Genomic DNA, 25,255 nt, shown 5'->3' with positions numbered 1-25,255 from the left:
CAATGGGTTTCCTCATGAGGAAGCATCGGGTGGATGGCCGCGGTGCGAGCCGGCTGGCACACCCGATTGTCAAACATGAAACACCGTCAGGCCCGAAGACCCGTCCACATCCTTATTTCACCTCGGTGTACTGCGCCGAGCCCTCCAGGAAATCCACGCCGTGAGGCAGCACGACACCGGCAGACCGCACCTTGTACCACTCTGCGTGTTTCGCAGCCGCGACTTCCCCGGTCGTTTTCAGTTCATCTGCGATGCCGAGCAGCAGGCGCCGGAAGCGCACGATCGCCGCATCCCCCGATCCGAGGTTCTCGAGCGAGCGATCGACGATTGATCCCATGCTTTCCTGCACCGCGGTGTCCTGCATCCCGATCCCCTCGATGCCGGTCGTGCTGCGCAGACGCTGAACCTCGCGATCAATGCCATAGTCGTTGGCCGCGTTCACAAGCGGCTCGTAGCTGCCATCGTCTTTGGTATCCGAATGCACCGCGCCGTAGTCCAGCTCTTCCGGCAACAGCGGGCGCTGACCGTTCCACGTCATGGTGAATACCCAGCAGTTATGGTCGTCGATCGGCGTCCATGAGTGCCCCATGGTCGTACCGTCGCTCCTGTTCGGCGCGATCATGGTGTAAAACGGCAGCAGGAACTGTGTAATGCGCCAGTAATACTCGCTCTCCGACGCATTGCGCCGCGCACCGATGGTCATGCCGTGATTGGTCGGGCGCACGAAGAATTTCGGCGCCGTGTCCATTGCGAGATAGGGGACCGTCGACAGCGGCGAGACCTGCTTCTGCCGGAACGGAAGATGTGCCTTTTCCGGGTCGAGCAGACTGTGCAAGATACCGACGTGACTCGAGTCAACCCCACCCTCCACACCCTGCGCATAGCTTGTGCGCTGCAGGCGTTTGGTCACGTAGCGGTGCGCCGACGGCACAGTCGCCCATTCCATCAGTGGGGGCGTCTCCGGTTGATGTGCAGGATCCCCCATGTACGCCCAGATCGCACCACCCCACTCAATGACGGGATAGCTTTTGATCCGTGCATCCTGCAACATCGGGGAGTTCGCGGGCTCGGCCGGCATTTCGACGACCTTGCCTTCGGTATCGAATTTCCAGCCGTGATAAGGACAGCGTAGTCCGCATTGCTCGTTGCGACCGAAGAACAGGTCGACGCGCCGATGAGGACAGTACCGGTCGAGCAGGCCGAGCTTGCCCTGCGTGTCACGGAATGCGATCAGGTCCTCGCCGAGCAGACGAACGCGTAGCGGCGCACCGTCCGAAGCAAGTTCCTCGGGCAGCAGGAACGGTATCCAGAAGCGACGAAAGGCATCTCCCATCTGCGTGCCGGGACCGACTCGGCACAAACGTTCATTCTCTTCTCTCGTAAACATGGTGTACTCCAGGGACCCCGGTTCTCTTATTCGTCATACAGACAGTAGACGTCGTCGCTCTCCACCACGACTTCGTATGTCTTCAGCGGCGTCGTACAGGGCTTTTCGATGGCCTTGCCCGTGCAGACGTCAAATGCACCGCCGTGTAGCGGGCAATACACGGTGGTCCCCTCGATATCACCGCCTGTCAGGGCAACCATCCCGTGCGTGCACAGGTCGTCCGTAACGTAGAACTTCCCGTCGACCTTGTAGAGAGCAAGTTCGACATCCACGCCACGCGGGCACACCTGGCGCATTGTTCCGTTGCTCATGTCTGCACTGCGACACAGAAAAATCTTCTCAGCCATAACGCATGCTCCTCAGGCATCAGAGGTTATCGGGCTTCTGCACGCCGCGCGCATGCTGCTGACACAGCTCGCGCCATTTGATGATCGGTGCATCGCCCTCGATCAGCATCTCGTCCAGCCACGAGCTGTCGTTCTTGTAATACTTCTGGAGCGCGATCCGAGCCGTAATGTCCTGGGCGTTAAAGCCCTCAAAACCAATAGGTTTCCACCGGGACTGAAATTCATGCTCGAAGGCTGCGCGCTCCTCCTCCGTCGACACGCGCTTACCGATGGTCATCACATAGAGATGCTTGTCCGCAGATACGGGCACATACCACTCGTATTGTGTGATTTCCTGATCGGGGAAGTTGTCCACGCGCAGCACACACGGCAGCCAGATAGATGCCGCAGTGGTACGCGTCGGCTTGTCGGACACGCGTTTGGTACCCGTGATCACGGTTTTACCCTCCACCTTGCCTTCCCACACGCTCACGTGATTGGCGAACAGGTCGTACACACCCTTAGGGCCACCGTCGCCGTCGATGATCTCCACTTTGGCCGAGTCCGACAGGTGGCCAATGGGCAATGAACGCTGCGTGTTGGATACCAGCTCCGCCGTGCGATGGATGTAGACGTGCAGGCCATCGAACCCATTCTCGGCGCCGACGCGCCAGTTGGAGGCGACATCGTAGATTGCACCGTGAATGCTCATGTCCTCGTCGAGGAAAGTCGGTGGCACATCTTCGGACAAGGGCGGAACCGTCGTCTCGTCATCACCCACGAAGACGAAGACCAGCCCCTTCGCCTCCTGCACCGGATACGACTTGACCCCGCGACGCCCGATTGCCTTGCTGTCCGGAGCGGCGAGGATGTCGCATAGCTTTCCGTCGTCCCACTTGTAGGTGAAGCCGTGATACCAACAGGTGATGGTGTTCTCGGTGTAGCACTCAACCTTTTCCGAAAATTTCACTCCTCGGTGCAGACAGCGATCACGGATGGCCTTGACCTCCCCGTTCACGCGCTTAAGGAGGATTTCCTCACCGCAGACGGTCGCCGGCACGATCTGCGCCTCCGCAATGTCATGCGACAACAGTGCGGGATACCAATGATTGCGAAAACCCAGCTTGGCTTCCAGGTACTTACTCCACCTCGGCACACGCTTCAGCAAGGCCTCATCAACGAAACTATTTTGAGTTTCCATGTCCATTCCTGGGGGATTAAGGTCTGACTTTCAATCTATTGTGTACTGTATGCAATAAAATCTCGCGAAGCTCGCCTACAGACATCAGCCTCAAAATTAAGCAGCCGAAAAAGACGCCACAACCGATTTTTTTTAGGGTTATGAATGCATGAAACTCATGCATTGCGCCCGCCCCATTTCAAACGCTCAAACAAGGCAGATCGGAGCCTCCGTCCGCTTTGTGCATTCCGCCCCCCCCAAGATGCTCAGAAGGAGTGCCGGACGCCTGTGGCAACTGCCAACTGCCGGTTGGTACTGGAAGGGGCCAGTGTGAATAGCACCGCGGATTGCGATGCCCCGCCCGCCTGAGCAAAGTGGGCTGCGACATAGATATCAGTACGCTTGGACAGGAACTTGTCGAGAAACAGGCTGTAGAGGTTCAGGCCGCCGCTGCCGAGGCCGGAATGCTGGTAGCCTGCGGTGAGCTTCAAGTCCGGTGCGATCGTGTAGACACCACTGACGCTCGCGGTACGCACCGATTCGGACTCGCCAAAGCCGACGAGCGCCACATCGGTAAAACTCGCCTGCCCCACAATCTTGTCCGTGAAACGATACTGCGCGCTGATGCCGTAGATGTTTTGTGAGTCCACCCGGTAGCGCGCGAAAGGTGTCACCCCCTGACCCAACAACGTATTCATCCCCGCGAGGGTCGGCGTGATCAGCGCGCCATTGATTTTGGTGACGACCGCCGCCACACTCAGACGCGCGCCGTAGTAAGTCGCTGAGAGACTGAATGCTCTACCTGAGTAGAGAGCGTCAGAGGTGCCGCCCGGTAGCGCATACATACCAGCGACCGAGAAGCCGTCATAGCTTGGCGAAGTATACGAAATCGCATTATCCAGATACCCGCCGCCGGTATGATCCAGATTACCCGGCGTTTGCGCGAACGTCGCATTGACACCGGGCATTTTGCTCAGCAGCAGGATTGAATAGTCGTAATGACGGCCGAGCGTTACTGCGCCCCACTTTTCGTCTGAGAGACCCGCCCATGCCGCGCCATAGAAAAGTGTGCTGTTATTGAGATAAAGGGATCCGTTCGAGATGTTGAAGTAGTTGGTCAACTCGAAGTTGGCCTTTAGGCCACCGCCCAGATCCTCGGTTCCTTTGAGACCCCACATCGTGTTCCAGTGGTAGGAATCGAGCATTTGAACGACGGACGCGCCGCCGGCATTGTTGGAGTAGACGAGGGCCTCGTCCAGTACGCCATACAGTGTGACACTGGACTGCGCCGCAGCAGAAACCGACGCACAGAGCATAAAAATTGCCAAAATTATCCTATTCTTCATAACCCTTCTCAATTTTATATTTAGTTAAACTAATTATTTAAATAGAAAACTAACGCTCTTAACATCGGTTTACGCTTTATCACGCGCTGAGTGCCGCCGCGGCAAGTGCCCGAAATCCCGTGTAAAAGCGAGAGATTCGTAACGGCACCCAGCGGGAAATTTATGTATGCGTGACCGGGTCGAACTTGCCCACGCACGCTTCCAGCCAGTGACCAACAAGCCGATTGAAGGACTCCGCGGCCTCGAAATAGGCAGAATGACCGGCCTTTTCAAGGGTTATCCAATCCGCCCCGGGCACTTCACGCCAAGCCTTGCGAATCAGACTCGGGGGGAAAAGCACGTCTTCCTCACCGACGACGAACAGTGCCGGCACCCCCGTTAGCGCCAACGCCTGTGGACGATAACGCGTCTGTGTGCCAGTCAGCGTCTTGACCGTATAGTGGTTGAAGCTTGCTATCTGAAGGTACAGTTCGCTGAGCTCTGGCTGTGCCCCCCTGAAAGTCTCGCCAAGCACACGCTCCAGTTGGTTCAGATTCTGCGTTTGCACCTGCACAGCCAAGAAATCCGCCGCCATCTCCGGTGGCGGGTCAAGCCACACGAGCGTGTCGGCCAGCACCAACGCACATACACGCTCCGGGAACCGGCATGTGAAGTCGACGGCAGTTCCACCTCCCATTGATTGGGCAACGAGCGCTGCACGCTGGATTCCGAGATGGTCAAGCAGTCGCGTCAGATCCTCAGTAAACGCACTACGGCCGAGCGACTCCGCGTCCGTCGACTTGCCAAAACCACGAGCATCAAAGGTAATCAACTGGAAACGCTGTGCCCATCCCGTCAACTGGTAGAACCAACTGGCATGGTTACCACCGACGCCGTGCAGCATGACAACCGGCAGGCCTCTGCCGTGGGTTTCGTAATAAATGTGACTGGCACCTGTCTGAAAATATGGCATGGCGGCTCCTTCGCGCGTGATGCTGGTACGCGCGGTCCGCTTATGGGCGCCCCGCGCAGATGGTGAATCATTCCGGTTTGAAACGTGACGGCGTATAGGGAATGAGAAGCGCATCGCGGCGTCCATGGACGATTTCATCAGCGATCAGTCGCCCCATCAGAGGCGCCATCGTAATGCCACTCATCATGACAGCCACATAGCAATTGGCGACGCCGTCCAGAAAGCCTGCAATCGGCTGTTTGTCCCGAGGAATCGGCACACGACCATGCGTAACGCGCTCGAGCTCGAGTCTCGGCAAGCCGGGCAACAATTCGCGCGCCTCGGCAAGCAGAGTCTCACCGTAGGCATCGCTCGTGTCGTCGCAAGCTGCCCCCGGCGCATAATCCAGGCCGGCAACGATGCGACCGTCTGCGTTCTGCTTCACCGACAGTTTGGGACCGACAAGCGCGGGCAGCGCGCGCCACGGCACAGGCTTGCTGTGAGCCAAACTGCCTGAGGCGATCGTGTAGGCGACGTCGCTCCCCAGACTTGCAGCAAGCGCCGCCGTACCTTCCCCGGCCGCGAGCACGACGACGTCCGGAGGCGGCAAACCCTCCACGTAAGCATGTGGCAAACCGTTGAGCGTCGCGAGCGTGTTGATACGCGCTAACGGCGCGCGGGTCAGGAACGTTACACCGAGCGCGACGCAACGCGCACGCATCGTCTTCCATACGTACGCCGGGTCCACTACGCCGTGGCGTGTTGAACGGTAGCCCGCGGCAATCGGTCCGGTTTCCACACCATCGCAAAACGACACGAAATTGCGAGCATCGATGCGCTCGACCGCACTGCCCCATTCCGAAAGCCGCGCATACTGTTCGTCCAAATGCGCGGCGAGATCCCCGCCCGCGGCCCACATGAGCGCACCTTCCCAACGTACGCCAAGTGCGCCATCGAATTCGGCATCGAAGTGGTGCCAGGCATCGATCGCGTGGCCGTACAGCGCATTGAATTCGGAAGGGCCGTCCGGCTGCGTGGCAATCAGCATCGCAAAGGCACCGTCCGTACACGGCGGAATACCATCTCTCCGGTCAAGCACCGTGACACGCGCACCGCGTTGAGCGAGGTGTAGCGCGATCGATATGCCGATGACACCCGCGCCGACCACCGTGACCGTCTTTGCGTCGTCGACATGATTGAATGACGCTGTCGCACTCATAGCGCGTCTGGACGCAGGCCGAGCTTGCACAGCAGCCTTCCCGCCTCAAGTGCCCGATGTGCATCTGCAACGCGCGACATCGGAAATACTTCACCCACCGCCAGTAGTGGGTGCGTAGCTAGCCATTCGAGCATCGCGTCGGTCGCGGCCGAGAAATGAGGCGTGGTCAGATAGTCTGTTGCGGAAAAGAGCTTCAGCACCCATGTTTTGTCGACGTCAAACGGTTCGAGGGGAGTTTTGCCCGCCACGTACCCGTAAAGGATCATTTCGCCGAACGGCTTGATGATCAGTGGATCGCGGTTGATTGTTGCCCCTCCCACACCATTGAAGGAAAAATCGACACCCTCGCCATCGGTTGCCTCGTGCACCGCTTCGACATAGTCGCAGCGCAGTGTGTCGATAGCAAACGTCGCGCCGTTCCCAAGACAGAACGCGACCTCCTCGGCGCCACGGCACAGCGCAACGACCCTGCAACCGAGGGATGCCGCAATCTGCGTGACCATCGCGCCCATGCCACCTGCCGCGCCGTGAATTGCAATGCTGGCACCCGACGGTACTTTTGCGAGCGCGTGCACGACAAGATGGGCAAGACGGAAGTTGACGAGATAAACGAGCCCCTGTTCAAACGCGACATTGTCCGGCAGCTTCACGATATCCGCGCCAGGCGCGCTCACGCCATTGTCGGACACGTGCTCATGTGGCGATGCGAGCACATATTCCGCATAGCAACCACCAGCGAGCACCAGTGCCATCACGCGGTCACCCGGCGCGTACCCTTCGACCTCCTCACCGCACGCCACGACGATACCGGCAACCTCGCGGCCTGGAAACCAAGGTAGGGGCGTACTGTTAAAATAGGTACCCCTCCTGGCTTCGGCATCCGCGTAAATCATGCCGGCAAGCGTGGTGCGAATCAGCACGTCATGCGGCCCGACAGCAGGAACAGGACATTCGACGACGCGCAAATTCTCGGGCGGACCGACTTCATCGAGACGCACGGCGCGCATCATTGCGGGCAGAGCTTCGTTGTATTTCATGTTAACCAAATCCAGATATCGCAGTTCAGTGAAGGCCGTACGCGTCATGGTCATATACGAGCTCGACCACGACGCGACAGCGTACGGAAGACACGGGGAGCACTCCTCGCCCTCTCAGTGTGTCGCTTCGACGGCACCTAGCAGAGCGCGCCGCGCAACGCCGCTGTCGCTAAACGAGCGATGTATCGCAACCCAGCGCACCACTCCGATCACGCCCCACACTGCAAGAATCTGCCACGATAGCGGGATACCGCCATTCGAAAGCAGAAATGGCTGCACGCAAGCCACAAGCGAAAGCGAAAGCGTACTCACGAGTGCGATCACGATGGTTGGCGTACCACCTGGCACAGTCCAGGCGGGAACATTGGTGCCCAAGGCGCGCTTTTCGCGCATGCGCAGCACCAGCAGTGCGATTGGTGCGCTCGCGATAACGATGCCCACACACACGGCGGCCGCATCGAGGATCGGCAGGATTGCGCCCGGTCCGAGCGAGATGCCCGCGAAGTTCACGATGCCGACGAGCCACACAGCGCGCGTCGGCGTTCCGTACTTCGGATGTACCCTGCTCAGCGGGGAAGGAAGGAATCGCGCGCGCGATTGCACGAGAATCACACGCGTCGCCCACACGAACGCACCGTTCCATACCTTGAGAATCGAGATCGTTCCCGCCACCAGCACAGCCTTCGCCAACCAGCCGCCCGGCGTCAGGCTGCCGAAGGCGGCCGCCGTAAGCATGTCAGTCTTGAGCATGCCGGTCCACGGATGCGCCCTGCCGACCGCCACGATCACAAGTGCATAGAACACCGCAGCGAACAGGATCGAGATCACCATTACCCGTGCGACCTGAGCGAACGACACATTTTCGTTACGCTCTTCGATCACAGGCGGGATCGACTGAAACCCCGAGAACCAGATGAGACCCGACGAGAAAATCGCAAGCGCCCCTGTCCACCAATGCGCATCCGGGTTAGCCGAGTAAAAGAGGGGGGCTAGATTCGCAGTGCTGCCCTTCGAGAGGGCAACGAAGACGGCACCAAGCGCGATCAGCAGGAACGAGACGGTGAGCAGCTTCTGTGAACCCGCAGCAAATCTCGCACCAAAGTAGTTCTGCACCATCATGAAGATGGTAATGGCTGCGCCCAGGCCCACCTGCATCACAGACACATCATGGCCGAGCACATGATAGAGCGCGGCGCTGCCAAACTGCGGCATGAGCGTGTTGACCATCCAAGTGAGCGCAATGCCCTCGAACGCGGTGACCGTAAGAATCGGCATCGTGTAGATCCACGAGACCCAGAACGCGCTCGATGGGCCGAACGCCTCGAATGTGTAGACGATCTCTCCACCCGAGGCCGGGATGCGCGCAGCGAGTTCCGCGTAGACGAGACACACGATGCACATCATCAGCGCCGCGGCAGAAAGTCCAATAATCGCACCGAGTGGACCGGCCTTCGCAAACCAGTCACCGATGATGACGATCCAGGCGGAACCGACCATCACCCCGAACGACAATGTGAAGAGCGACATCGAGCTGAATGTTTTCTTCAACGAGCCCGTCGCTTCGACATGCTCAAACGCAGTGGAAGACATATCGTTTCCTTTGACAGATTGAATGTGGCGCGTGCGCCGACCGGACTCAGAAAGCATGGAAGATTCCGCTGAGCACTGAAACTTGGTTCTTTGAGCTGCTCGCCTCGCATGATGAGCCCGCACATTCGATGTTGGCGTTGGTAGCGTCACCAGCGGCGCGTTGATAAATGCCGGCGAGATATAAAATCGTGCGCTTCGAGAGGAAGTAGTTCACCCCCGCATTAATCTGGTGATATTGGGGTGCGAAGCCCGTCTGGCTTACCTTGCCGACGGTGTACGTGTAAGCGCCGACGAGCTGTATCTGAGGCGTGACGCTGTACGCGACGTTGGCTTCGATGTTGTCGAAGCGCACGTTTGCCTCGGAGAGCCTGTCCGCGGCATCGCCAAGTTTCCTGTAGTCGCTGTGACTCCAGAGAAGGCCGAGAGTCGTCTTGTCGAACTGATATGTCCCCCCGATGCCGTAGACGTCCATGCTCGACGGGTTCAGTCCATTGTTGTGGAGCGGCGAGGTCGCTGATACCTGCGGGAACAGTATCGTGCTCCAGTTGCCCTCAGCGGCAGCAAGCGCCGGATGATTCATGTGAAAGTACGCCGCCTGGACCTTCACGGGCCCGTTCTCATACTTCGCGCCGAAGCTCATTGCGCTCTGGTTACCGAAGCTGCCCGCCACACCACCAAGGCTATACATCGCTCCGAGCTGCAGTCCCTGCAGGTTCGAGCTCACGTATTTTGCCGAATTGTTCACGCGGAACTGGTAGTTGAAGTTGTCATTGTCGCCGGGGTGCGCGAAGTAGCCGTTCCAGCGATACGGCGCGCTCGTCTGCGCGAGCCAGTCGGCGGCGAAGTCGTATTGCCGGCCCAAGGTTATCGTGCCCCACGAGCCGTCGCTCAATCCGACATAAGCCTGGCGCCCGAACAGGCGCCCGCCCTGAAACGACTGGCCCGTACTGGGCGCGAAGCCGCTTTCCAGGCGAAACACGGTCTTCATCCCCCCCCCCAGGTCTTCCTGACCCCGCAGGCCCCAGCGACTTGGCCCCTCTGCCATGCCCGTGCTCTTGCCACCGGCTACGTTGTTCGTCCAGATCACGCCGCTCATGACAATGCCATAGAGATCGACACTGCTCTGTGCATGTGCGGCTGGCAAGCATCCCAGGACCGCAGCCGCCGCAACGCCAGTTCTCGCCATCGCACATTTGATGCGCGTGTGTCGCCGTATATGTTTTATTTGCATGGTTTCAATGGTTAGGGGTAAGGAAACGAAGTCATCTGCTGCTGTCTACTGTGGTGCGTTTTCAGTGCATGAGCTCGCCTGTGTCGGGGCGGATGGTCCCGCGACACCCGGTAATCCGGTCGTTGCTTGCGTTGATTGCGCTGCGTGCTTCTCCGGGTTGCCTCCCGCCGGCTGAGCAAGACGGGACCAGCGATCGAGTCGAAACGGGGAGACGTCTGTCTCCGGTGTGCGCCCCATCACGAGCGAGGCTACGAGACTGCCCACGGCGAGCCCCGTGCCGAGCCCGCTACCGTTCAGTCCGGTGGCCACGAACAGCCCCGGCGTCCGCTCTACTGCCGAAATCACCGGCAAGCCGTCCGGCGTCATGTCGAGATAGCCTGCCCAGCTTTCAACCGGCTCGATATCGCCTAGCAATGGGAACAGTTCCGCAAAACGGCTTATCGTCAGTTGGGTCAACGCCCGCCGAGGCTCGGGGCGCAAGGTACGTTTTTGCTCGTAGGCAGAAGTCCGCCCCTGATAGGACCCGCGGCCAACACACAATTCATCAAAGAACGTTCGCCCAAGCGAGGGGCTGATCTCGCCACGGTGCGCCCACCACATCGGCAAATATCGCGGCGCGAAACGCAATGCGTCCGGCGTCACCTCCAGTCGATTTCCGCTCTCAAGTCCGACGACCACGGTGCCATCCGGATCAGCGCGATAGCCAACACCCGCCACACCGGCGCAACCGATGAATCCAGGCGGCAAGCGTGCAGCAGTGCGAATGCGCACGAGAGACGAACGTACCTTCACTGATGGCAATGTGTACCCTGCGCCCTGCAGCACCAAACGCGTCCATGCTCCGGTGGCAAGAACGACAGCGGCGCCCCGCTCGATTCCCGTTTCTGTCACAACGCCGCGCACCGCCCCGGCTGTCATGTCGAGCGCGCGTACCGCGCGGCGGGTGAGAATTTCCACGCCCAGAGCGGTCGCACGTGCGACGAGCGCCTGCACGAGGCGTCGCGGATCAATCGATGTGTCCACCTCGGTGAGAAGAGCACCCGCCGTTCCGACGGTACAACCAGGAAGGCGTGCGGCAGTCCCAGCAGCGTCCAGCAGGCGCGTCTTCACGCCGTACTGAGCCGCAACGTCCGCCCATTGCTCGAGCCGTGTACGTTGGGCCTCGTCCTTGGCGCAGAACAACACACCGTAAGCAAGCCGCGCGGCGTCCGGCATCAGGGCATCAAAGCGGGCACGGTTAAGCAAGCTGACGGGAATTTCCGCTGGCTGTCGACCGGTTGTGCGCACCCATCCCAGCGCATAGTTACTCTGTTCGCCGCCGACATCGCCCTTTTCCAACAGCAGGACTGGTACGCCTGCTTCCGCAAGCTCAATCGCGGCAGACAGACCGGTCACGCCGGCACCCACGACGATTACGCGAAAGTCACTCGAGTCAGAGAAGGAGTTGGAGTATTCCGGCATTGGGATGAAATTTAGTGAATTTATGTCGTGGGGATGGACGCAATCTAGACTCGCCGAAATTGATGGACAACGGAATTAAAGTGTCACCATGGATGACGTTGAGTCATGCATCAAAATCGATGCGTCGTTCAACTCTGCGCCGAGCGAGAATCCATTTTTTAAATCGATACTTGAGCTTCGCTCATGCACATTGCGCGTATAAATCGTTTGTGCGCCCAGAGTCAGAACGATTAGGGTTGGGAGAGCAGGCAGATGCCGATCCGGCCGTCTGCTTTCCCACTCATCTACGGGTATTCTCTATGGATAGCAACGTCTCACAGAAACTGTTTTTGTCGCGCCGTCTCGCACACGCGAATATGTTCGTCTCCGACTATGTCAAGGCGAGCGACTTTTATCGCAACGTATTCGGATTTGCCGAGGCTTATCGGCAGCCTGATAACCTCGCCAGCTTCCTGAGCAACGGCAATACGTATCATGACTTTGCACTCGTTGACATCAGAAGCAAGTATGCGAAGGCGGGCCAGCGGCCCGGCCTGAACCATCTAGCTTTCGAGGTTGACTCGGAGGCGGATCTGGTCAATGCATACAAGGCTGCACTCACAGCCGGCATCCAGTTCATTGGCCCTGCCGACCACGACGTGGCCCGCTCGATCTACTTGAAGGACCCGGACGGTAACGAAATTGAGTTCTATGCGGATGTGGTGGAGGACTGGGAGGCGACCCGCAGAGGCATCATCGTCAAGCAGAAGCCGAGGTGGATCCCCGGCGAGACAAACGTGCCCGACACCCGGCATCTGTACAACCCGAACCCGAATCTGAAACAGCTGCCAGATACGCTGGTTCGCGGCAAGCGCGTCACCCATATGGCACTGGTCACTCGAGACTTCTCGTCCATGTACCGGTTCTATACAGAAGTGGCAGGCCTGCGCCCATTTTTCAGCAGCCAGGATGGCACCTCGGTACTGCTGGCGGGTACAGCGAGTACTGGTGACATCGCGCTGACTCGAGACGAACGGTTCACGCCCGGAATGCACCACGTGGGCGTAGAAGTCTGGTCGGAAGACGATCTCCGCGCAGCCGCGAAGGGTGTTGGCGATTTCGGCGGCAAAATCGTCCGCGAAGTCGATCACGCGTCCCGTCACGCCGTCTGCGTCCAGGATACCGACGGGCTTGTGATGCAGTTGTACGTCAACAGGGACTGGACACCCAAGACCATCGCTACCGCGAGCAGCGAGGATTTACCGTTCCTGCTCTGACGCACACGCAAAAGCGCCGTCATCCCATCACGGGGTGACGGCGCCGAGTAACAGCGTCACCTGCTGACTGAACCGTTTATTCGTCCAAGTCGCCAAGCAGGAACTTCGTCGTCACGTCGACGAACACCTTTGGCGCTTCGAGCATCACCCAGTGCCCCGCGTGCGGGATAAAGAAGCCCCACGAGTTTTCGATTAACTCGAGATAACGGAAGTTGCGTGCTGGCACCGCGATCTTGTCTCTTTTCCCGCCTACCACGAGTGTGGGCGTCTTGACGCTCGCGATGCGCCCTTCCGGATAGGTCAGGTCGGAGCGCACGATCCTGACGATCGCAGCCTGGGCGGCCGGGTCCTGCATCAGTGCATGGCGATATTGCAGGATCTGCTCCTCAACCTTGAAGCCAGGCCCCGTCAACGTTTCCATGACGGCACGCATCGAGCCCAGCGTATAGTCGTAGCGCTTCAGCGTCTCCTTGGCACCGGGGTCCGGGTTGTTGACCGCGAGTCCCGCACTGCCCATCAGAACCAGCTTGTCAACGAGATCGGGACGCTCAAGGCACCCCCCCAGCGAAGTGGCCCCGCCCATCGAATTGCCGATCAGGCTGACCGGTGCGAGCTTCAGTGCTTCGATGAGACCGATCAGATGCCGATTCCGGCTTGCCTGGTCGTAGGGATAGGTCTCCGGCGATGGTTTGGACGACCGACCAAAGCCGGGCATGTCGTACGCAATGACCCGGAAGTTCTTCGCGTACTCCTGCAGGCAGGTGTGCCAGTTGCCCCAACTGTCCGCACCCGGCCCTCCGCCGTGGACGAGGATTAGCGCCGGCCCATTGCCAAGTTCGAAGTAATGCGTCTCGATGCCGTCCACGGTGACAGTCCGCGAAGCGTTCGCGGCCCAAACGGGCAATTTCAGTTCGTCCATCGTACTCGTGTTCCCCAGAAAGTCTTTCGCCGGTATCCGCCCGTCAGGCGGCTTCGTCGGCGATGCTCATCAATACACCGCCCATGCCGGTCCACCACGAGGTGAGCGGCTCATAATAGATTCTGCGGCCGGTCGCCGCACCAGCCACGCCGGCCACGAACGCCCAGGCCGCTATTTCCAGGCCGCCGTTCCCGCCCTCATCCAGGATTTCGGACCGCGTGAGTTTTGTAAGCTCAGCGCCCTGACCTGAGACCAGACAGTCGATCACGCGCAGATCCCACTTCTCATTCACTTCACCGGAACGGGGATGGCAGACCCAGTGCGACAGCCCACCGCTACCGATGATCGCCACCCGCTCACCCTCCGGACGGCACGTTTTCACGAAGCTCCTCAGTGCCTGGCCCAACGCAAATCCCCGCGCGCAGGAGGGCGTCGGTGACATCACGGTGTTCAGGTAAAGCGGCACCAACGCAGCCTGCCCGTCCGGGTTGCTGAACGCATTCGGGAATCCGATGCCGTGGTCGGGCTGGATAATCTCCAGAGGTGTCAGATCGAAGCCGACCTCTGCGCAAAACGCTGCAAAACCCGCACCGAATTCACGATTGCCTCGGAAAGGTCTGCGCGGTACCCCCATGTCGCCGAGCGGCACGTATTCGTCCGCAATTCCAACGGCAAGCGCAATCTGGGCATCGAGCGTGAAATTGTTCAGGTGATCACTTGACGCAATCACGAGGACATCCGGACGGCTGTCGGCTATCGCCCTGCCGATCTCGGCCATACCGGCGCGCACACGCTCCACCGCCTTTTCGGCTCCCTCCGATGCGCCGAACGTATGGGAGGTAGCTGCTGCACTGACGATTCGTCCCATGGTTTTCCTTCAGTGACGCGCTTTCAGCGAATCGAGAAAAGGCGCGACCGAGACGGACTTCAGTTGAAGCTGTCCTCGTAGCGCGAGAAACTTGAAGCGCAGGTTCGGATGAACCCCGATCTGCTCCATGGCTGACCACAGATCCCCGCTAAGCAGCTCCCGCTGCCACTCGGGCACCTGCCAGGTCACATACACTTCATCCGGATTCGAACGGAGCTGCGCCGCCAGGTCACTGCTGCGCATCGCCGCAGAGATCAGGCGGTGAAGTTCGACAGGTGGTCGCATGGAAGTGGTCCCCTCACGTGCCAACCTGAAGCGGTGCGCCCATCTTGCGAAGTGCCGCCACCACGCTCTGTGCCGTGATTCGGCCAGTCTTCGGGTTCTCCGTAGGAATGTTCTCGATCGTCATTTCGAATCGCGCCGAATCGGAATCGACCACGATCGTATGAGTGTTGCGGGTCAAGGCCGGATCGGCCCATATCTCGAGCTGGGTGGCATCTGGTCCAATGCCAGCCAGCGACAATGCCACCGCGACATTCAGGTTGGCCGGAAAGCCCACCGCCGCCTCGCGTGCCGTGCCGGAGAAAACCTGCATCGGCGCTTGGATTGCGCTGATGTCGATCCTGTTTTCTTCCAGGAACGGCGCTCCGACCAGGCCCTTTACGGGCTTGCGCGTAATCATCCGCACCGAAGAAATCTTGCCCTCGGCCGCCGCCGCCACGGCGTCGAGACCAAGTAGCGCACCGGTCGGCACGTGGATACGCCCCCCCGTCTCCCGAGCCAGCTCGACCAAGTCCGGGCGAGCCAGCAGGGCGCCGCAACTCAGGACTACGACAGTCTTCCCCGCTCGCAACGCAGGTTCGACAATATCCGGCAGCAAGGCGGACGGCGCACATTCCACAATCACGTCGCACTCCTGCGCCATCTCCTCGAACGATAGGATGCCTGGCTTGCTGCTCAACTGACCAAGCCACTCCGTGGCCGCGTCCTTGTCGCGTGCGGCCACGCCCGCGAGCCTCACGCCGGACACGCCCTGATCGATCGCAGCGGCAACCTTCTTGCCCACCGTACCCAACACCGCAATCCCGACCTTCACCACCTGCTTTTGCATATTTTTCCCGCATTCAAAAGAATTTCCATTCCCTTATGTCGCCAGAGAAGTCGTGAGGTGATGTTAGGAGTGTGAAAGCTGGACCACAAACCATTTTTTGGCCGGTACGCATTCCTTTCACTCATGGATCGCATCAGGACTTTCCCCTAAACCGATGCCACGAATACTTTTCTGCTTTTCCTTTCCTTGTGTGCTGTATACATTGAAGTTCATGGCAGCACGATTGCGCATGCATACCTACACCATACGTTGAAAGAGGTTCACGATGGCCCAACGTCTTCCACCACTGCTGGCGCTACGCGCTTTTGAAGCCGCCGGTCGCCTGCTGTCGTTCACTCTGGCAGCAGAAGAGCTGCACCTGACCCAGGGTGCCATCTCCCGACAGGTGCATCAGCTAGAGGATTTTCTGCGCCAGAAACTGTTCGTCCGGCTCACACGGCGCATTGAACTAACCGACGCTGGTCGCGACTATCTGGAGTCAGTGCAGCTCGCGCTCAACGTGATCGAGGACGCGACACGACGATGTCTGCGTGACAAACACCGGGTCCTGACAATCGATGTGCTGCCCACACTGGCCTCATACTGGCTCATGCCAAGGCTTGCCCGTTTCACTGAACAGCATCCGGACATCGAGGTCCGGCTTGTCTCATCGATCGAACCGGCCAACCTGCAGAATAAGGAAATCGACATCGCCATCCGCGTGGGCCGGTTACCCGGAAAACGGTACAGTCCTTCCCGCCCGCGAATCGATCTGGTCATGACGGATCATTGGCGGGGCCTGGACATTTGGCCGCTATTCGACGACACGCTGGTCCCAGTCATGTCGCGCCGCCTCGCGGCCCAGATAGGCCCGGTGGTCGAGCCTCGAGACCTGCTTAAATTCAGACTGATCAACAATGCCACGCGCAAGAACGCCTGGCACGATTGGTTTGCCTGTCACGGCATCGGTCCACTTCCCCCGCTTGAGATGGTCGACTACGGCCATTTCTTCATGGCCCTGGAAGCGGCCAAGGAGGGCAAAGGCATTGCACTGCTGCCCAGTGTCATCTGCGCAGGCCTGGAGGACAAAGGTGATCTGTGTTGCCCGATCCAGACCCGCGTTCCAAGCGCCGGCGAGTACTGTCTGCTGATGCGCGAAACAAGCCAGCACGATCCCGCCGTCATCGCGATGCGCGACTGGCTGCTTGAAGAGGCGGGGCAGCATCTGCATGAGGATGAAAAGGCCATCGAGCCTGCGCCGCTTACCCGGTTACCCCAAGTCATGCGCATTGTGCAGGCCGTCTAGGTCCGCATCGTTCAGCGCAGGCGATACCTCGGCTGTCGTTGGATGGTCCGGGGTTTCGCCGCATTCGAATAGGTTGTATGGCGCTGTGGAGTCGGAAAAAGGTTGGGCTCAAGGTGCAATGCACTGGCTGGAAGTGTTAACGGCCGCCTCAGAAAGACCATCGAGACACAACCAGCACCAGCGCTTTTACGCAAGGTCCACGAATCGCTTCGGCAGGAGATTCTGAACGTAGCCCTCCCACACAGATCGCAATGCTCAAGCGAGCGCTCCATCCGATGAATGGGCATTCTCCGTTGCATGCAAGCACGCGGGACGAGTGGGCAGAATCGGGCACAAGATTCCATGCCTTATTTGCTCAGTACGCCGATTCGGTCATCGAGGAGCCCATTGTCAGATGTCGCATGCGTTCAGAGCGCGTCATTCAGTTGCTTATACGCTCTGCGCGTCAAAATTCTGGCCCCATTACGGTGACCGGGCGCATCGGAACAATCTCCTGATGCCTGAATGACAGAGACGACACAAGCTCACCTGGAAACGACCGGCGGGCGTCAGCTGTATTGCCAGGGATCCCCCGCCGGATCCGCAATCACCTCGCCTGGTATCACGGCTCCCCTCAACACCAGCGGCCTGCTTTTTCTCATTTCGCGCGACGCATTGACCGTGGTGACACCACAGATTGACGACTGGTCGAGATGAAAAATCGAGAATGAACCTGAGGCACAATCCCCGCGGATAACTTCGCTCGTACCATGCGGATTGCCAAAGACCTGCACGCTGCAGTCGTACTGGTCAGTCCAGTACGACATCGTGGCGGTGTACGCGTGTTCGCACGCGCCAATCATGCATTGGGCGACGTGCACACCATGATCCGCGGCATGCTGCCAGGTCTCTTCGCGGCGATGCCCGCCGAACCGCTGATTGAAATGGAAGGCCACCTCGCCTGCTGCGTAGACATCCGGCGCGCTGGTGTGCCCCAGGCCATCGACAACAATCCCCTCTGGCTGTGTTTCGATGCCCGCGTCCCGGGCAAGCTCCAGGTTCGGCACAGCGCCAATGCCGACCAGCACGAGGGCCACGTCCAGCGTAGAACCATCTGACAGAGTCACACGATACCCCTCGCCAAGAGGCTCAACCGTCGACAACCCGATTCCGCAGCGAATATCGACGCCCTTGCCCGCATGTGCTTTCGCCAGAAAAGCGGAGAGAATGGGACTTGCAGAGCGCCCAAGCGGCCGTGTGCCGGGTTCGATCACCGTGACCTCAAGCCCGAACGTCCGCGCTACCGCGGAAACCTCCAGACCGATGATGCCCGCACCAATCACCAGTAGGTGGCGCCGACCGTCAAACTCAGTCATCTCCTGCCTGAGCGCCCTTGCATCTTCCAGCGTGCGCAGATAATGCACGTGAGGAGCGCCAGGTGGTAATGCATCAAATACCCGGGCTCGCGAGCCCGTCGCCAGTAGCAACTTCTCGTAGTCAAGGCAACGGCCGTCGGACAACGCAACGGAATGGCCCTCCGCGTCGATCGAAACCGCCTGGACTCCGAGCATCAGTTCGATCCCCCTCCCGCGATAGAAGTCTTCATCGCGCAACCAGATGTTCGCGGGAAGTTCGTCGGCGCGCAGCACCTCCTTGGAGAGGGGTGGGCGATCATAAGGGCGTGCGGCTTCGTTGCTAAGCAGCATGATCCGCCCTGCGTATTTCCCGTCCCGGAGCGATTCCGCCGCTGAAACACCGGCCACGCCTCCACCTATGATGACAATCGGGCGATCCATTATTCCGTATCCTCTACCGTATCAAATTCAGATTGATAGCAGCGTACCGGGTAACTGTCGGCCCCTTCAAATCATTTTTGGAGCGCATGTCCATGAGCATCAGTCATGCATCCAGTTTGGCACCCACCGATGCAGATTGACCTCCCTCGCTTAACCGAGCGCCTTTTCGGTCGGCGGTCAAACGCGGATGTGTGCGATCCGTCTCAGCCGACAACTGTGCCATCACTATGCCGCTGCCGAGGAGCGATCCAGGGCCGTGAAGTGTCTTCGACGGACTCCCCAAAGATACGGATCACGGCCTCCATGTACTCGCGGGCAACCTGCGCAGCTTTATCGGGGTCGGATTGCTTGATGGCTTGGCACAGCTTCGCCTCAAACTGTACGGCCAGTGCCCGATTGCTCACGTCATGGTATTGCTTGTTTCGCATGATCAGGAACTGATCCTCCAGCACCCGGCATACGCGATCCAGTGCCACATTGTGTGCCGCCTCGATCAGCGTGAGGCGGAAGAGATGGGCGTGATTGGAAAACTCCTTAAAATCGCCGGCTTCATGTGCCGCCCGCATCCTCTCAAGGAGAAGTTCCAGTTCGCGCACCTGGGCAGGCGTTGCGCGCTGCGCTGCATGTGCGGCAAGAAGTGGATCAAGGCCTCGGCGAACGGCGAGCCGGTCGAGGAAATCGTCGTGTGTGTCTATCGGCAAACTGTAGCCGCGGTCTGAATCCGTGATGAGCCCTTCCCGTGCAAGCTGGAAGAGCGCCTCACGTACCGGCGTGCGCGAAACGCCGTAGTGTGCAGCGAGTTCGAGTTCCACCAGCCGCTGGCCAGTATAGAAGCTGCCGTTGCGCAGATCTTCTCGAAGCATTCGATAGACTTGATCACGAAGACGATCGCTTTGCACAACGCGTCGAGGGCTATTCATACCAGAAATTACCAGGGAGAGAAGAGACGGACGGGCTTTGTCATCGATGAGCGTAGCTTCTCAGCCAGTATACCGCGCAATTTTTCAGCAGCGATCGCTAAAGTCAGCGGGCATGCATCATTTGTACTCATGCGTGCCCGTCGCTGCTACCGGTTTGCAGGTAGAGGTTCGTCTGATCCTTTTGTCCATCGCGAAGCCTACACGTCGAAGCATCCCTGTCAAATACCTGACGCGCCTCACCCTGAAGGAGCTCTTCGAGTGGCTGCGCCCGCATGCATGAGCGCATGAGGGCGCATACATCAGTTCTTTTGTGTTGTACGTCGCGCGAACCGGTCGCAAAATTGGATCGTCCGTCAACGACCTGCCATTAGACGTTGACGTTCCATCGCAATAGCTACGCGTATAACACTCCGTTTGAGTTCTGTCATTGGCCATCGTTGGGATGCCTGATGGCAACGTAGTTTCCTTCTTGCCAGTACGTGAATTGTCGCGCGGATGACTCCATTCAAGGATGCGAAATTCCTGTGCGGGTTGGTGAATGTACGTTATCCCTGAAAGTCTCAGCGGGACAGTCGGAAAATGTGCTGGGCCATCCAGAATGATTGGTCTCGTCGTTGAATTCGACTGCCGCCCGTACCATGCGATCCAGTGCGGAGTGGTCCACATGAAATTTTAGGATTACTAAATGAAACTTGGAATTGAAGGACGCGTTGCCATCGTTCATGGCGCAGGTGGAGGGCTGGGCTCCGCAATTGCGCTAGCTTTGGCCGAAGAGGGGGTGAAGGTTGTCGTGTGTGATATCAGCGAGGAGGCTCTCGAGCACGCGGATCGACTCCTCGCGCAAACCGGGAGCGAACACATGACATTGGTGTGGGATCTAGCCGACAGGAATAGCCTTCGCAAGCTTGACGACGTTGTCGCAAAGCTCGGTACGGTCGACATTCTCGTCAACAATTCCGGTGGTCCTCCCCCGAGCAAAGCTCATGCTGTCGACCGAGTCCTCTGGGCCTCGCACTTTGACTCCATGGTGCTCTCGCTGATTTCGATGGCAGATGCCGTCATCCCCGGAATGAAAGAGCGCGGGTGGGGACGCATTATCACCAGCGCGTCTTCCGGTGTGATTGCGCCCATACCGAATCTTGGTATATCGAATACGCTGCGATCGGCGCTGGTAGGCTGGTCCAAGACACTTGCATCCGAACTAGGTCAATTTGGCATTACGTCGAACATCATAGTTCCAGGTCGCATAGCCACCGCACGGATCAGGCAACTGGACCAAGCACGGGCCAAACGAGAAGGACGGCCGGTGGAAGCGGTCATTGCCGACAGCGTCTCAACAATTCCAGTGGGACGATACGGAAAGCCGGATGAATACGGTGCGGTCGCAACATTCCTGGCAAGCGAGCGTGCGTCGTACATCACCGGATCGATCGTGCGCGTCGATGGTGGGTACATCCCGAATATCTGATAACCATGGAGAGAAAATGAATATTGAAGACAAGGCAGACGTGCGCCGACGCTATCTGGAAGTCGATACATCCAACGTGGGCGATGCGCTGGACGAACTGGGTTACCTTGATCAAGGACTTGCCCCGGAGTTTTCGCCTTATCCGGCGACGGCTGGACGCCTCGCGGGCTGGGCCTATACCATCCGCGGGCAGATGTCTCCCTACGAGCTGGGGGGAGACGCAGAAAAAATGCGGGCGTGCCAACAACTGCAGCCGGGTGACATCAGCGTATGGAGCGGTGATGGCGAAGGCATCTGCTATTTTGGCGAGCTCATAGCGATAGGAATGAAGGAGCGCGGTTGCGCAGGCGCTCTCGTGGATGGCGGAATCCGGGACGTAAGCTGGATAGGGAAGCAGGACTTTCCCGTCTACGCCCGGTATCGCACACCGGTGCAGTCAATTGCTCGATGGAAAGTGAATGCAGCGCAGGTTCCGGTATTCCTGCGCGGAGCGACAACGAAACTGGTCCGGGTGAATCCCGGGGATTTTGTACTGGCCGACGAAGACGGTGCGATCGTCATTCCAGCAAAGGTTGTAGAGAGAGTTCTCGTTGAGGCCGAGCGTTTGACGGAGAAAGAGAAAGCTATCCGCTCCGATCTGGAGACAGGGCTCAGCCTTCAAGCCGCACTGGACAAATACGGGCACGTCTAATCCCGCCGGCGGGATGCCGCCTGGATACGCTGTAGCTCCGGGGTGATGGCTTTGCTCTGAGGGGGAACGCCCCGGCGTTCGCGTTGAAGCTGCTCGACTCACTGGCGCAAAACAGACTCAGCTACGCGGACAGAGCGACACGCGTCCATATGGATGTAGCCCTGATCGAGGACCAGGGTTGCAGCATTTCGCTTGAACTCAGGGTTGACCGAATGCTTCGATGAATTCGTCGGAATAGATTTCGGAGAGCGCAACGCGCAGGGCCGCGGCGCGTTCCTCGCCATACACTTGTTCGAACTGACTCTGCGCTTTCCGCCACAAACGATTGGCTTCCGTGAGCTTTGCTCGACCGGCGCTTGTGAGTTCTACCCGACGGCTTCGTCCGTCATCGCAATCGGGCCGCTGCACCAGAAACCCATCTCTCTCGAGCGGCTTGATGTTGCGGGCCAGGGCCGACCGGTCCAGCACCATGGCATGCGCCAGTTCGGTCATTGAAGGGCTCCCGGCTCTTTCAATGTGCACGAGGAGGGACCTTTGTGCCGAACTCAGGCCGCACGGTGCGAGCGTCGCGTCGTACAACTGAGATAGCCGGCGCATAGCCTTGCGTAGCGCGCCGACAGATTCCGTTCCTTCATGTGTTCTCCACAAACGAACCGGCGATTCGCGTTTATCGGCAGCTAGGCTTCCGGCGTGCCCGCAACTTCCATGTGACCGTCATGACGCGTGCACCCTCATCTAACGACTGACGCACTCTTACGCGCCGGAGAAAAAGTGCGAACCCTGGTGCGCAAAGAGAGCGAAAGAAGCGAGCGGCTCGAGTCGCGAGGCGTCGATGTCATCGTCGGTAACCTCGCCGACCTCGACGATGTGGCGAGAGCGCTACAGGGAATCTTCTCTGCATACTTTGTATTTCCCATCGAGGCGGGCGGTATACAGGCCAGCGCCTATTTGCGCAGGCTGCCGAAGAGGCCGGCCTGAGCGCCATCGTGAACATGTCGCAAATCTCCGCGCGGCGAACTGCAAAAAGCCGTGCCGCGCGCGACCATTGGATTTCGGAGCGCGTGCTTGACGGCTTCAAGACTCCGGTGACGCATATCCGCCCAACCTTCTTTGCGCAATGGCTGACATATCCAGGACAAGTTGCCAACATAAAGAAAGATGGCGTGATTCGACTCCCGTTTGGCGAGGGCCGTCATGCGCCTATTGCGGCTGAAGATCAGGGGCGGGTCATCGCGGCGATTCTCCGTGAACCCGAACCCCATGCGGGAAAAATTTACCCGTTATATGGACCGGTCGAAATGAACCACCACGAAATCGCTGCGGAGATGGCACGCGCGCTAGGCCGCGATGTGAGATATGAGCCAATCGACCTTGAGCTTTTCAAAAAGCGTCTCGATAGCGATAGCAAGTTCAGCGATACGTTCGCGCAGCATCTTTTATCCGTCGCTCTGGACTACCAGAATGGTGTTTTCGCGGGGACGAACAACGTCGTCGCCGATATCACCGGCGAGCCACCGATGACCGTCGAAACGTTCATCCGAAAACATGCGGCGGCGTTCGCCGACTAGGCTGCAAGTTACCTACGAGCGCAGCCACACGTTCCAACGATACGCGTTCGGCGGTGCGCGATTGTCCACCGCAGCCTTCAACAACTGGAATTCACTGCCATGGACTACATTGAAAGCCTGCGACACTTCCGAGCCGTCATGGAAGCCGGCAGCTTCACCAAGGCTGCGGATATGCTGACTGTCACAACCCCAGTCGTGTCTCGGGCCATCGCCGGCCTTGAAGGAAAGTTGGGGAATCGTCTGTTCCATAGAACGACGCGCCAGATGTCAGCGACCGAGGCCGCCGAAAGGCTCTACGAGCGTGCGATTCGCGTCCTCGAGGAAATTGACGCAATGGAGGCCGACGCCGTCAATCACACGGTTGAGGCGACCGGGATACTGAGACTCGTCGCCCATACGACAGCGACTGTCAATCGCCTCGTGCCACTCATTGCCAGCTTCAAGCGCGCACATCCTAAAGTGATTCTGGATGTCACACTTTCCGAACGGCCAGTTGACTTGGTCGCCGATGGCTACGACCTGGGGATAGTCGTCCCCCATATGCTGTCCAGTGAGTTGACCGTCACGCGACTCCTAGAACGGATTCCTCAAATTCTCGTTGCCTCACCTCGTTATCTGGAACAACACCCTTTGCCCCGGCAACCGGCGGACCTCGCCGGCCATACCTTTGTCACCATGTCGCCCAGTATCCGACGACAGGAACTGACCTTTCAAGCCGGCACTGAAGAAGTCACTGTGCCGCTGAAAGGAGAAGTGTCGTCAAACAGCCCGATGTTCAACCGAACGATGGTGCTTGAGGGCTTTGGGCTTGGCGTGATCCCACAGGCAGTGGTACAGCTCGAACTGGATACAGGGAAATTGTTGCCGGTCCTGCAGGACTTTCCCCTCGTCGACGGTGCCATCGAAATTCGTCTCGCCTACAACACCCGGTCCTTGATGCCGGCGAAAGTGCGCGTGTTCATCGAGCATGCCGCTGCTTTCTACGAGCCGTTTGCGGCCTCTGCGAAAGACTGAGTGTCTCGTCCCGCTTCGGAACAACGGATGCGCGCCGCGCACGTGGCGACCGATTCTTGTCAAAACTGTATGAATCAAATGCAGTGGGTCGCGTTGATGTCGCCCCGCTGGCGCCGTACATTGTGCACATGCACACCCCAACTCTCCAGAACGATGACTGTTTCGCTGTCAGGCAAGCGGCAAGGCAGGTGTCCCACCTGTATGAACGTCACTTATCGGCAGCCAGGGTCACCCCAACGCAATTCATCGTTTTGACGGCGCTTGGATTGAAACGGGGGCAGAGCATGCAATGCCTGTCCGCGACGTTGGTGATGGAACGTACGACGGTCATCCGCGCCTTGAAGCCTTTGCTTAGAAACGGCTACGTTAGCAGCATTGCGGAAGACGGTGGAAGGCGCCTGCTGCTAGCCCTGACTGAAAAAGGGAAGACGAAGCAAGAAGAAGCAGCGCAGTTTTGGCAGTCGGCAAAACTGGAGTTTGAGCATAGGTTTGGCGCGCTGGCGGCGGTTCGACTGCGAGAAGAGTTGTTTCGCATCGGCACAATGTTGTCGTCGCAAGCGTAAGCCGAGGGCTCTTGGTTATAAATTTCCTGAAATTCCACATCGTTTAAATAGGTGTACTAATTAATTCCCCAGAAACTCATGTATCAAACTCGGCCGCGCCCCCTGTCGC

The 25,255-nt window shown here is 58.8% G+C and carries 26 protein-coding genes; 9 read left to right on the top strand and 17 right to left on the bottom strand.

Annotation, left to right across the window (positions count from 1 at the left end; genetic code table 11):
• Positions 1–112: 112 nt before the first annotated feature.
• The 10 genes from PTE31013_RS13040 to PTE31013_RS12995 all read right to left on the bottom strand — a co-directional run bounded on the left by PTE31013_RS13040 (position 113) and on the right by PTE31013_RS12995 (position 11,708).
• Positions 113–1,387, bottom strand: a complete 1,275-nt coding sequence (locus PTE31013_RS13040) for a Rieske 2Fe-2S domain-containing protein (RefSeq protein ID WP_246174439.1) — start codon at positions 1,385–1,387, stop codon at positions 113–115.
• 26 nt (positions 1,388–1,413) lie between these two features.
• Complete coding sequence (locus PTE31013_RS13035; protein WP_217426233.1) at positions 1,414–1,734, bottom strand: non-heme iron oxygenase ferredoxin subunit; 321 nt, start codon at positions 1,732–1,734, stop codon at positions 1,414–1,416.
• Positions 1,735–1,753: 19 nt separating this feature from the next.
• Complete coding sequence (locus PTE31013_RS13030; RefSeq protein WP_150613213.1) at positions 1,754–2,914, bottom strand: Rieske 2Fe-2S domain-containing protein; 1,161 nt, start codon at positions 2,912–2,914, stop codon at positions 1,754–1,756.
• Positions 2,915–3,159: 245 nt separating this feature from the next.
• Complete coding sequence (locus tag PTE31013_RS13025) at positions 3,160–4,239, bottom strand: porin (protein ID WP_150613212.1); 1,080 nt, start codon at positions 4,237–4,239, stop codon at positions 3,160–3,162.
• A gap of 160 nt (positions 4,240–4,399) precedes the next feature.
• The gene (locus tag PTE31013_RS13020; RefSeq protein ID WP_174978551.1) at positions 4,400–5,191 is read right to left on the bottom strand and encodes an alpha/beta fold hydrolase; all 792 of its coding nucleotides are present in this window, start codon (positions 5,189–5,191) and stop codon (positions 4,400–4,402) included.
• Positions 5,192–5,258: 67 nt separating this feature from the next.
• Complete coding sequence (locus PTE31013_RS13015; protein ID WP_150613210.1) at positions 5,259–6,389, bottom strand: NAD(P)/FAD-dependent oxidoreductase; 1,131 nt, start codon at positions 6,387–6,389, stop codon at positions 5,259–5,261.
• Positions 6,386–7,480, bottom strand: coding sequence for a quinone oxidoreductase family protein (locus PTE31013_RS13010; RefSeq protein WP_150613209.1), 1,095 nt, complete (start codon positions 7,478–7,480; stop codon positions 6,386–6,388). The genes PTE31013_RS13015 and PTE31013_RS13010 overlap by 4 nt, the downstream gene beginning before the upstream one ends.
• A 60-nt stretch (positions 7,481–7,540) precedes the next feature.
• Positions 7,541–9,016: an APC family permease gene (locus tag PTE31013_RS13005; RefSeq protein ID WP_174978550.1), complete on the bottom strand. Its 1,476-nt coding sequence runs from the start codon at positions 9,014–9,016 to the stop codon at positions 7,541–7,543.
• Positions 9,017–9,062: 46 nt separating this feature from the next.
• On the bottom strand, positions 9,063–10,202 hold the full coding sequence (locus tag PTE31013_RS13000; RefSeq protein WP_246174436.1) for a porin: 1,140 nt from the start codon (positions 10,200–10,202) through the stop codon (positions 9,063–9,065).
• Positions 10,203–10,292: 90 nt separating this feature from the next.
• A complete protein-coding gene (locus PTE31013_RS12995; RefSeq protein ID WP_150613206.1) occupies positions 10,293–11,708 on the bottom strand; it encodes an NAD(P)/FAD-dependent oxidoreductase in 1,416 nt (471 codons plus the stop codon).
• A gap of 299 nt (positions 11,709–12,007) precedes the next feature.
• Between PTE31013_RS12995 and PTE31013_RS12990 the strand changes: the two genes are divergently transcribed.
• Entirely contained in the window at positions 12,008–12,964 is a 957-nt protein-coding gene (locus tag PTE31013_RS12990; RefSeq protein ID WP_174978549.1) for a VOC family protein, read from the top strand.
• Between the two features lie 76 nt (positions 12,965–13,040).
• On the opposite strand, the gene PTE31013_RS12985 is transcribed toward PTE31013_RS12990, so the two are convergent.
• Genes PTE31013_RS12985 through PTE31013_RS12970 form a run of 4 tightly spaced genes read right to left on the bottom strand, consistent with a single transcriptional unit; the run spans position 13,041 to position 15,862 of the window.
• Positions 13,041–13,883: an alpha/beta fold hydrolase gene (locus PTE31013_RS12985; RefSeq protein WP_150613204.1), complete on the bottom strand. Its 843-nt coding sequence runs from the start codon at positions 13,881–13,883 to the stop codon at positions 13,041–13,043.
• Between the two features lie 43 nt (positions 13,884–13,926).
• Positions 13,927–14,751, bottom strand: a complete 825-nt coding sequence (locus PTE31013_RS12980; protein WP_150613203.1) for a DODA-type extradiol aromatic ring-opening family dioxygenase — start codon at positions 14,749–14,751, stop codon at positions 13,927–13,929.
• A 9-nt stretch (positions 14,752–14,760) separates the two neighbouring features.
• Positions 14,761–15,036 (bottom strand): hypothetical protein, encoded by a 276-nt coding sequence (locus PTE31013_RS12975; protein WP_150613202.1) that lies wholly within the window; start codon positions 15,034–15,036, stop codon positions 14,761–14,763.
• Positions 15,037–15,049: 13 nt separating this feature from the next.
• Positions 15,050–15,862 (bottom strand): aspartate dehydrogenase, encoded by an 813-nt coding sequence (locus PTE31013_RS12970; RefSeq protein WP_150613201.1) that lies wholly within the window; start codon positions 15,860–15,862, stop codon positions 15,050–15,052.
• A gap of 265 nt (positions 15,863–16,127) precedes the next feature.
• Between PTE31013_RS12970 and PTE31013_RS12965 the strand changes: the two genes are divergently transcribed.
• Entirely contained in the window at positions 16,128–17,147 is a 1,020-nt protein-coding gene (locus PTE31013_RS12965) for a LysR substrate-binding domain-containing protein (protein WP_150613200.1), read from the top strand.
• Positions 17,148–17,695: 548 nt separating this feature from the next.
• On the opposite strand, the gene PTE31013_RS12960 is transcribed toward PTE31013_RS12965, so the two are convergent.
• Positions 17,696–18,922 (bottom strand): NAD(P)/FAD-dependent oxidoreductase, encoded by a 1,227-nt coding sequence (locus PTE31013_RS12960; protein ID WP_150613199.1) that lies wholly within the window; start codon positions 18,920–18,922, stop codon positions 17,696–17,698.
• 203 nt (positions 18,923–19,125) lie between these two features.
• Positions 19,126–19,842 carry a GntR family transcriptional regulator gene (locus PTE31013_RS12955; protein WP_150613198.1) on the bottom strand — a complete coding sequence of 239 codons (717 nt, stop codon included), beginning with the start codon at positions 19,840–19,842 and terminating at the stop codon, positions 19,126–19,128.
• A 685-nt stretch (positions 19,843–20,527) separates the two neighbouring features.
• Between PTE31013_RS12955 and PTE31013_RS12950 the strand changes: the two genes are divergently transcribed.
• Positions 20,528–21,310, top strand: a complete 783-nt coding sequence (locus PTE31013_RS12950) for an SDR family oxidoreductase (RefSeq protein ID WP_150613197.1) — start codon at positions 20,528–20,530, stop codon at positions 21,308–21,310.
• A gap of 16 nt (positions 21,311–21,326) precedes the next feature.
• Complete coding sequence (locus tag PTE31013_RS12945) at positions 21,327–22,001, top strand: RraA family protein (RefSeq protein WP_150613196.1); 675 nt, start codon at positions 21,327–21,329, stop codon at positions 21,999–22,001.
• Between the two features lie 198 nt (positions 22,002–22,199).
• On the opposite strand, the gene PTE31013_RS12940 is transcribed toward PTE31013_RS12945, so the two are convergent.
• Positions 22,200–22,598, bottom strand: coding sequence for a MarR family winged helix-turn-helix transcriptional regulator (locus PTE31013_RS12940; RefSeq protein ID WP_150613195.1), 399 nt, complete (start codon positions 22,596–22,598; stop codon positions 22,200–22,202).
• Positions 22,599–22,636: 38 nt separating this feature from the next.
• On the opposite strand from PTE31013_RS12940, the gene PTE31013_RS25370 reads away from it, so the two are divergent.
• The 5 genes from PTE31013_RS25370 (at position 22,637) to PTE31013_RS12920 (ending at position 25,146) form a co-directional block, all read left to right on the top strand.
• A complete protein-coding gene (locus PTE31013_RS25370) occupies positions 22,637–22,747 on the top strand; it encodes a GNAT family N-acetyltransferase (RefSeq protein WP_174978547.1) in 111 nt (36 codons plus the stop codon).
• Positions 22,748–22,772: 25 nt separating this feature from the next.
• Positions 22,773–22,979, top strand: coding sequence for a Rossmann-fold NAD(P)-binding domain-containing protein (locus PTE31013_RS25310; RefSeq protein WP_343039551.1), 207 nt, complete (start codon positions 22,773–22,775; stop codon positions 22,977–22,979).
• A gap of 14 nt (positions 22,980–22,993) precedes the next feature.
• Positions 22,994–23,569, top strand: a complete 576-nt coding sequence (locus PTE31013_RS12930) for a Rossmann-fold NAD(P)-binding domain-containing protein (protein ID WP_343039552.1) — start codon at positions 22,994–22,996, stop codon at positions 23,567–23,569.
• Positions 23,570–23,668: 99 nt separating this feature from the next.
• The gene (locus PTE31013_RS12925; protein ID WP_150613194.1) at positions 23,669–24,583 is read left to right on the top strand and encodes a LysR family transcriptional regulator; all 915 of its coding nucleotides are present in this window, start codon (positions 23,669–23,671) and stop codon (positions 24,581–24,583) included.
• Positions 24,584–24,711: 128 nt separating this feature from the next.
• Positions 24,712–25,146, top strand: a complete 435-nt coding sequence (locus PTE31013_RS12920) for a MarR family winged helix-turn-helix transcriptional regulator (RefSeq protein ID WP_150613373.1) — start codon at positions 24,712–24,714, stop codon at positions 25,144–25,146.
• The last annotated feature ends 109 nt before the right edge of the window (positions 25,147–25,255 follow it).

The sequence above is a fragment of the Pandoraea terrigena genome (assembly GCF_902459705.1).
Taxonomy (GTDB): Bacteria; Pseudomonadota; Gammaproteobacteria; order Burkholderiales; family Burkholderiaceae; genus Pandoraea; species Pandoraea terrigena.
This window is presented reverse-complemented; position numbering and strand designations above follow the sequence as displayed.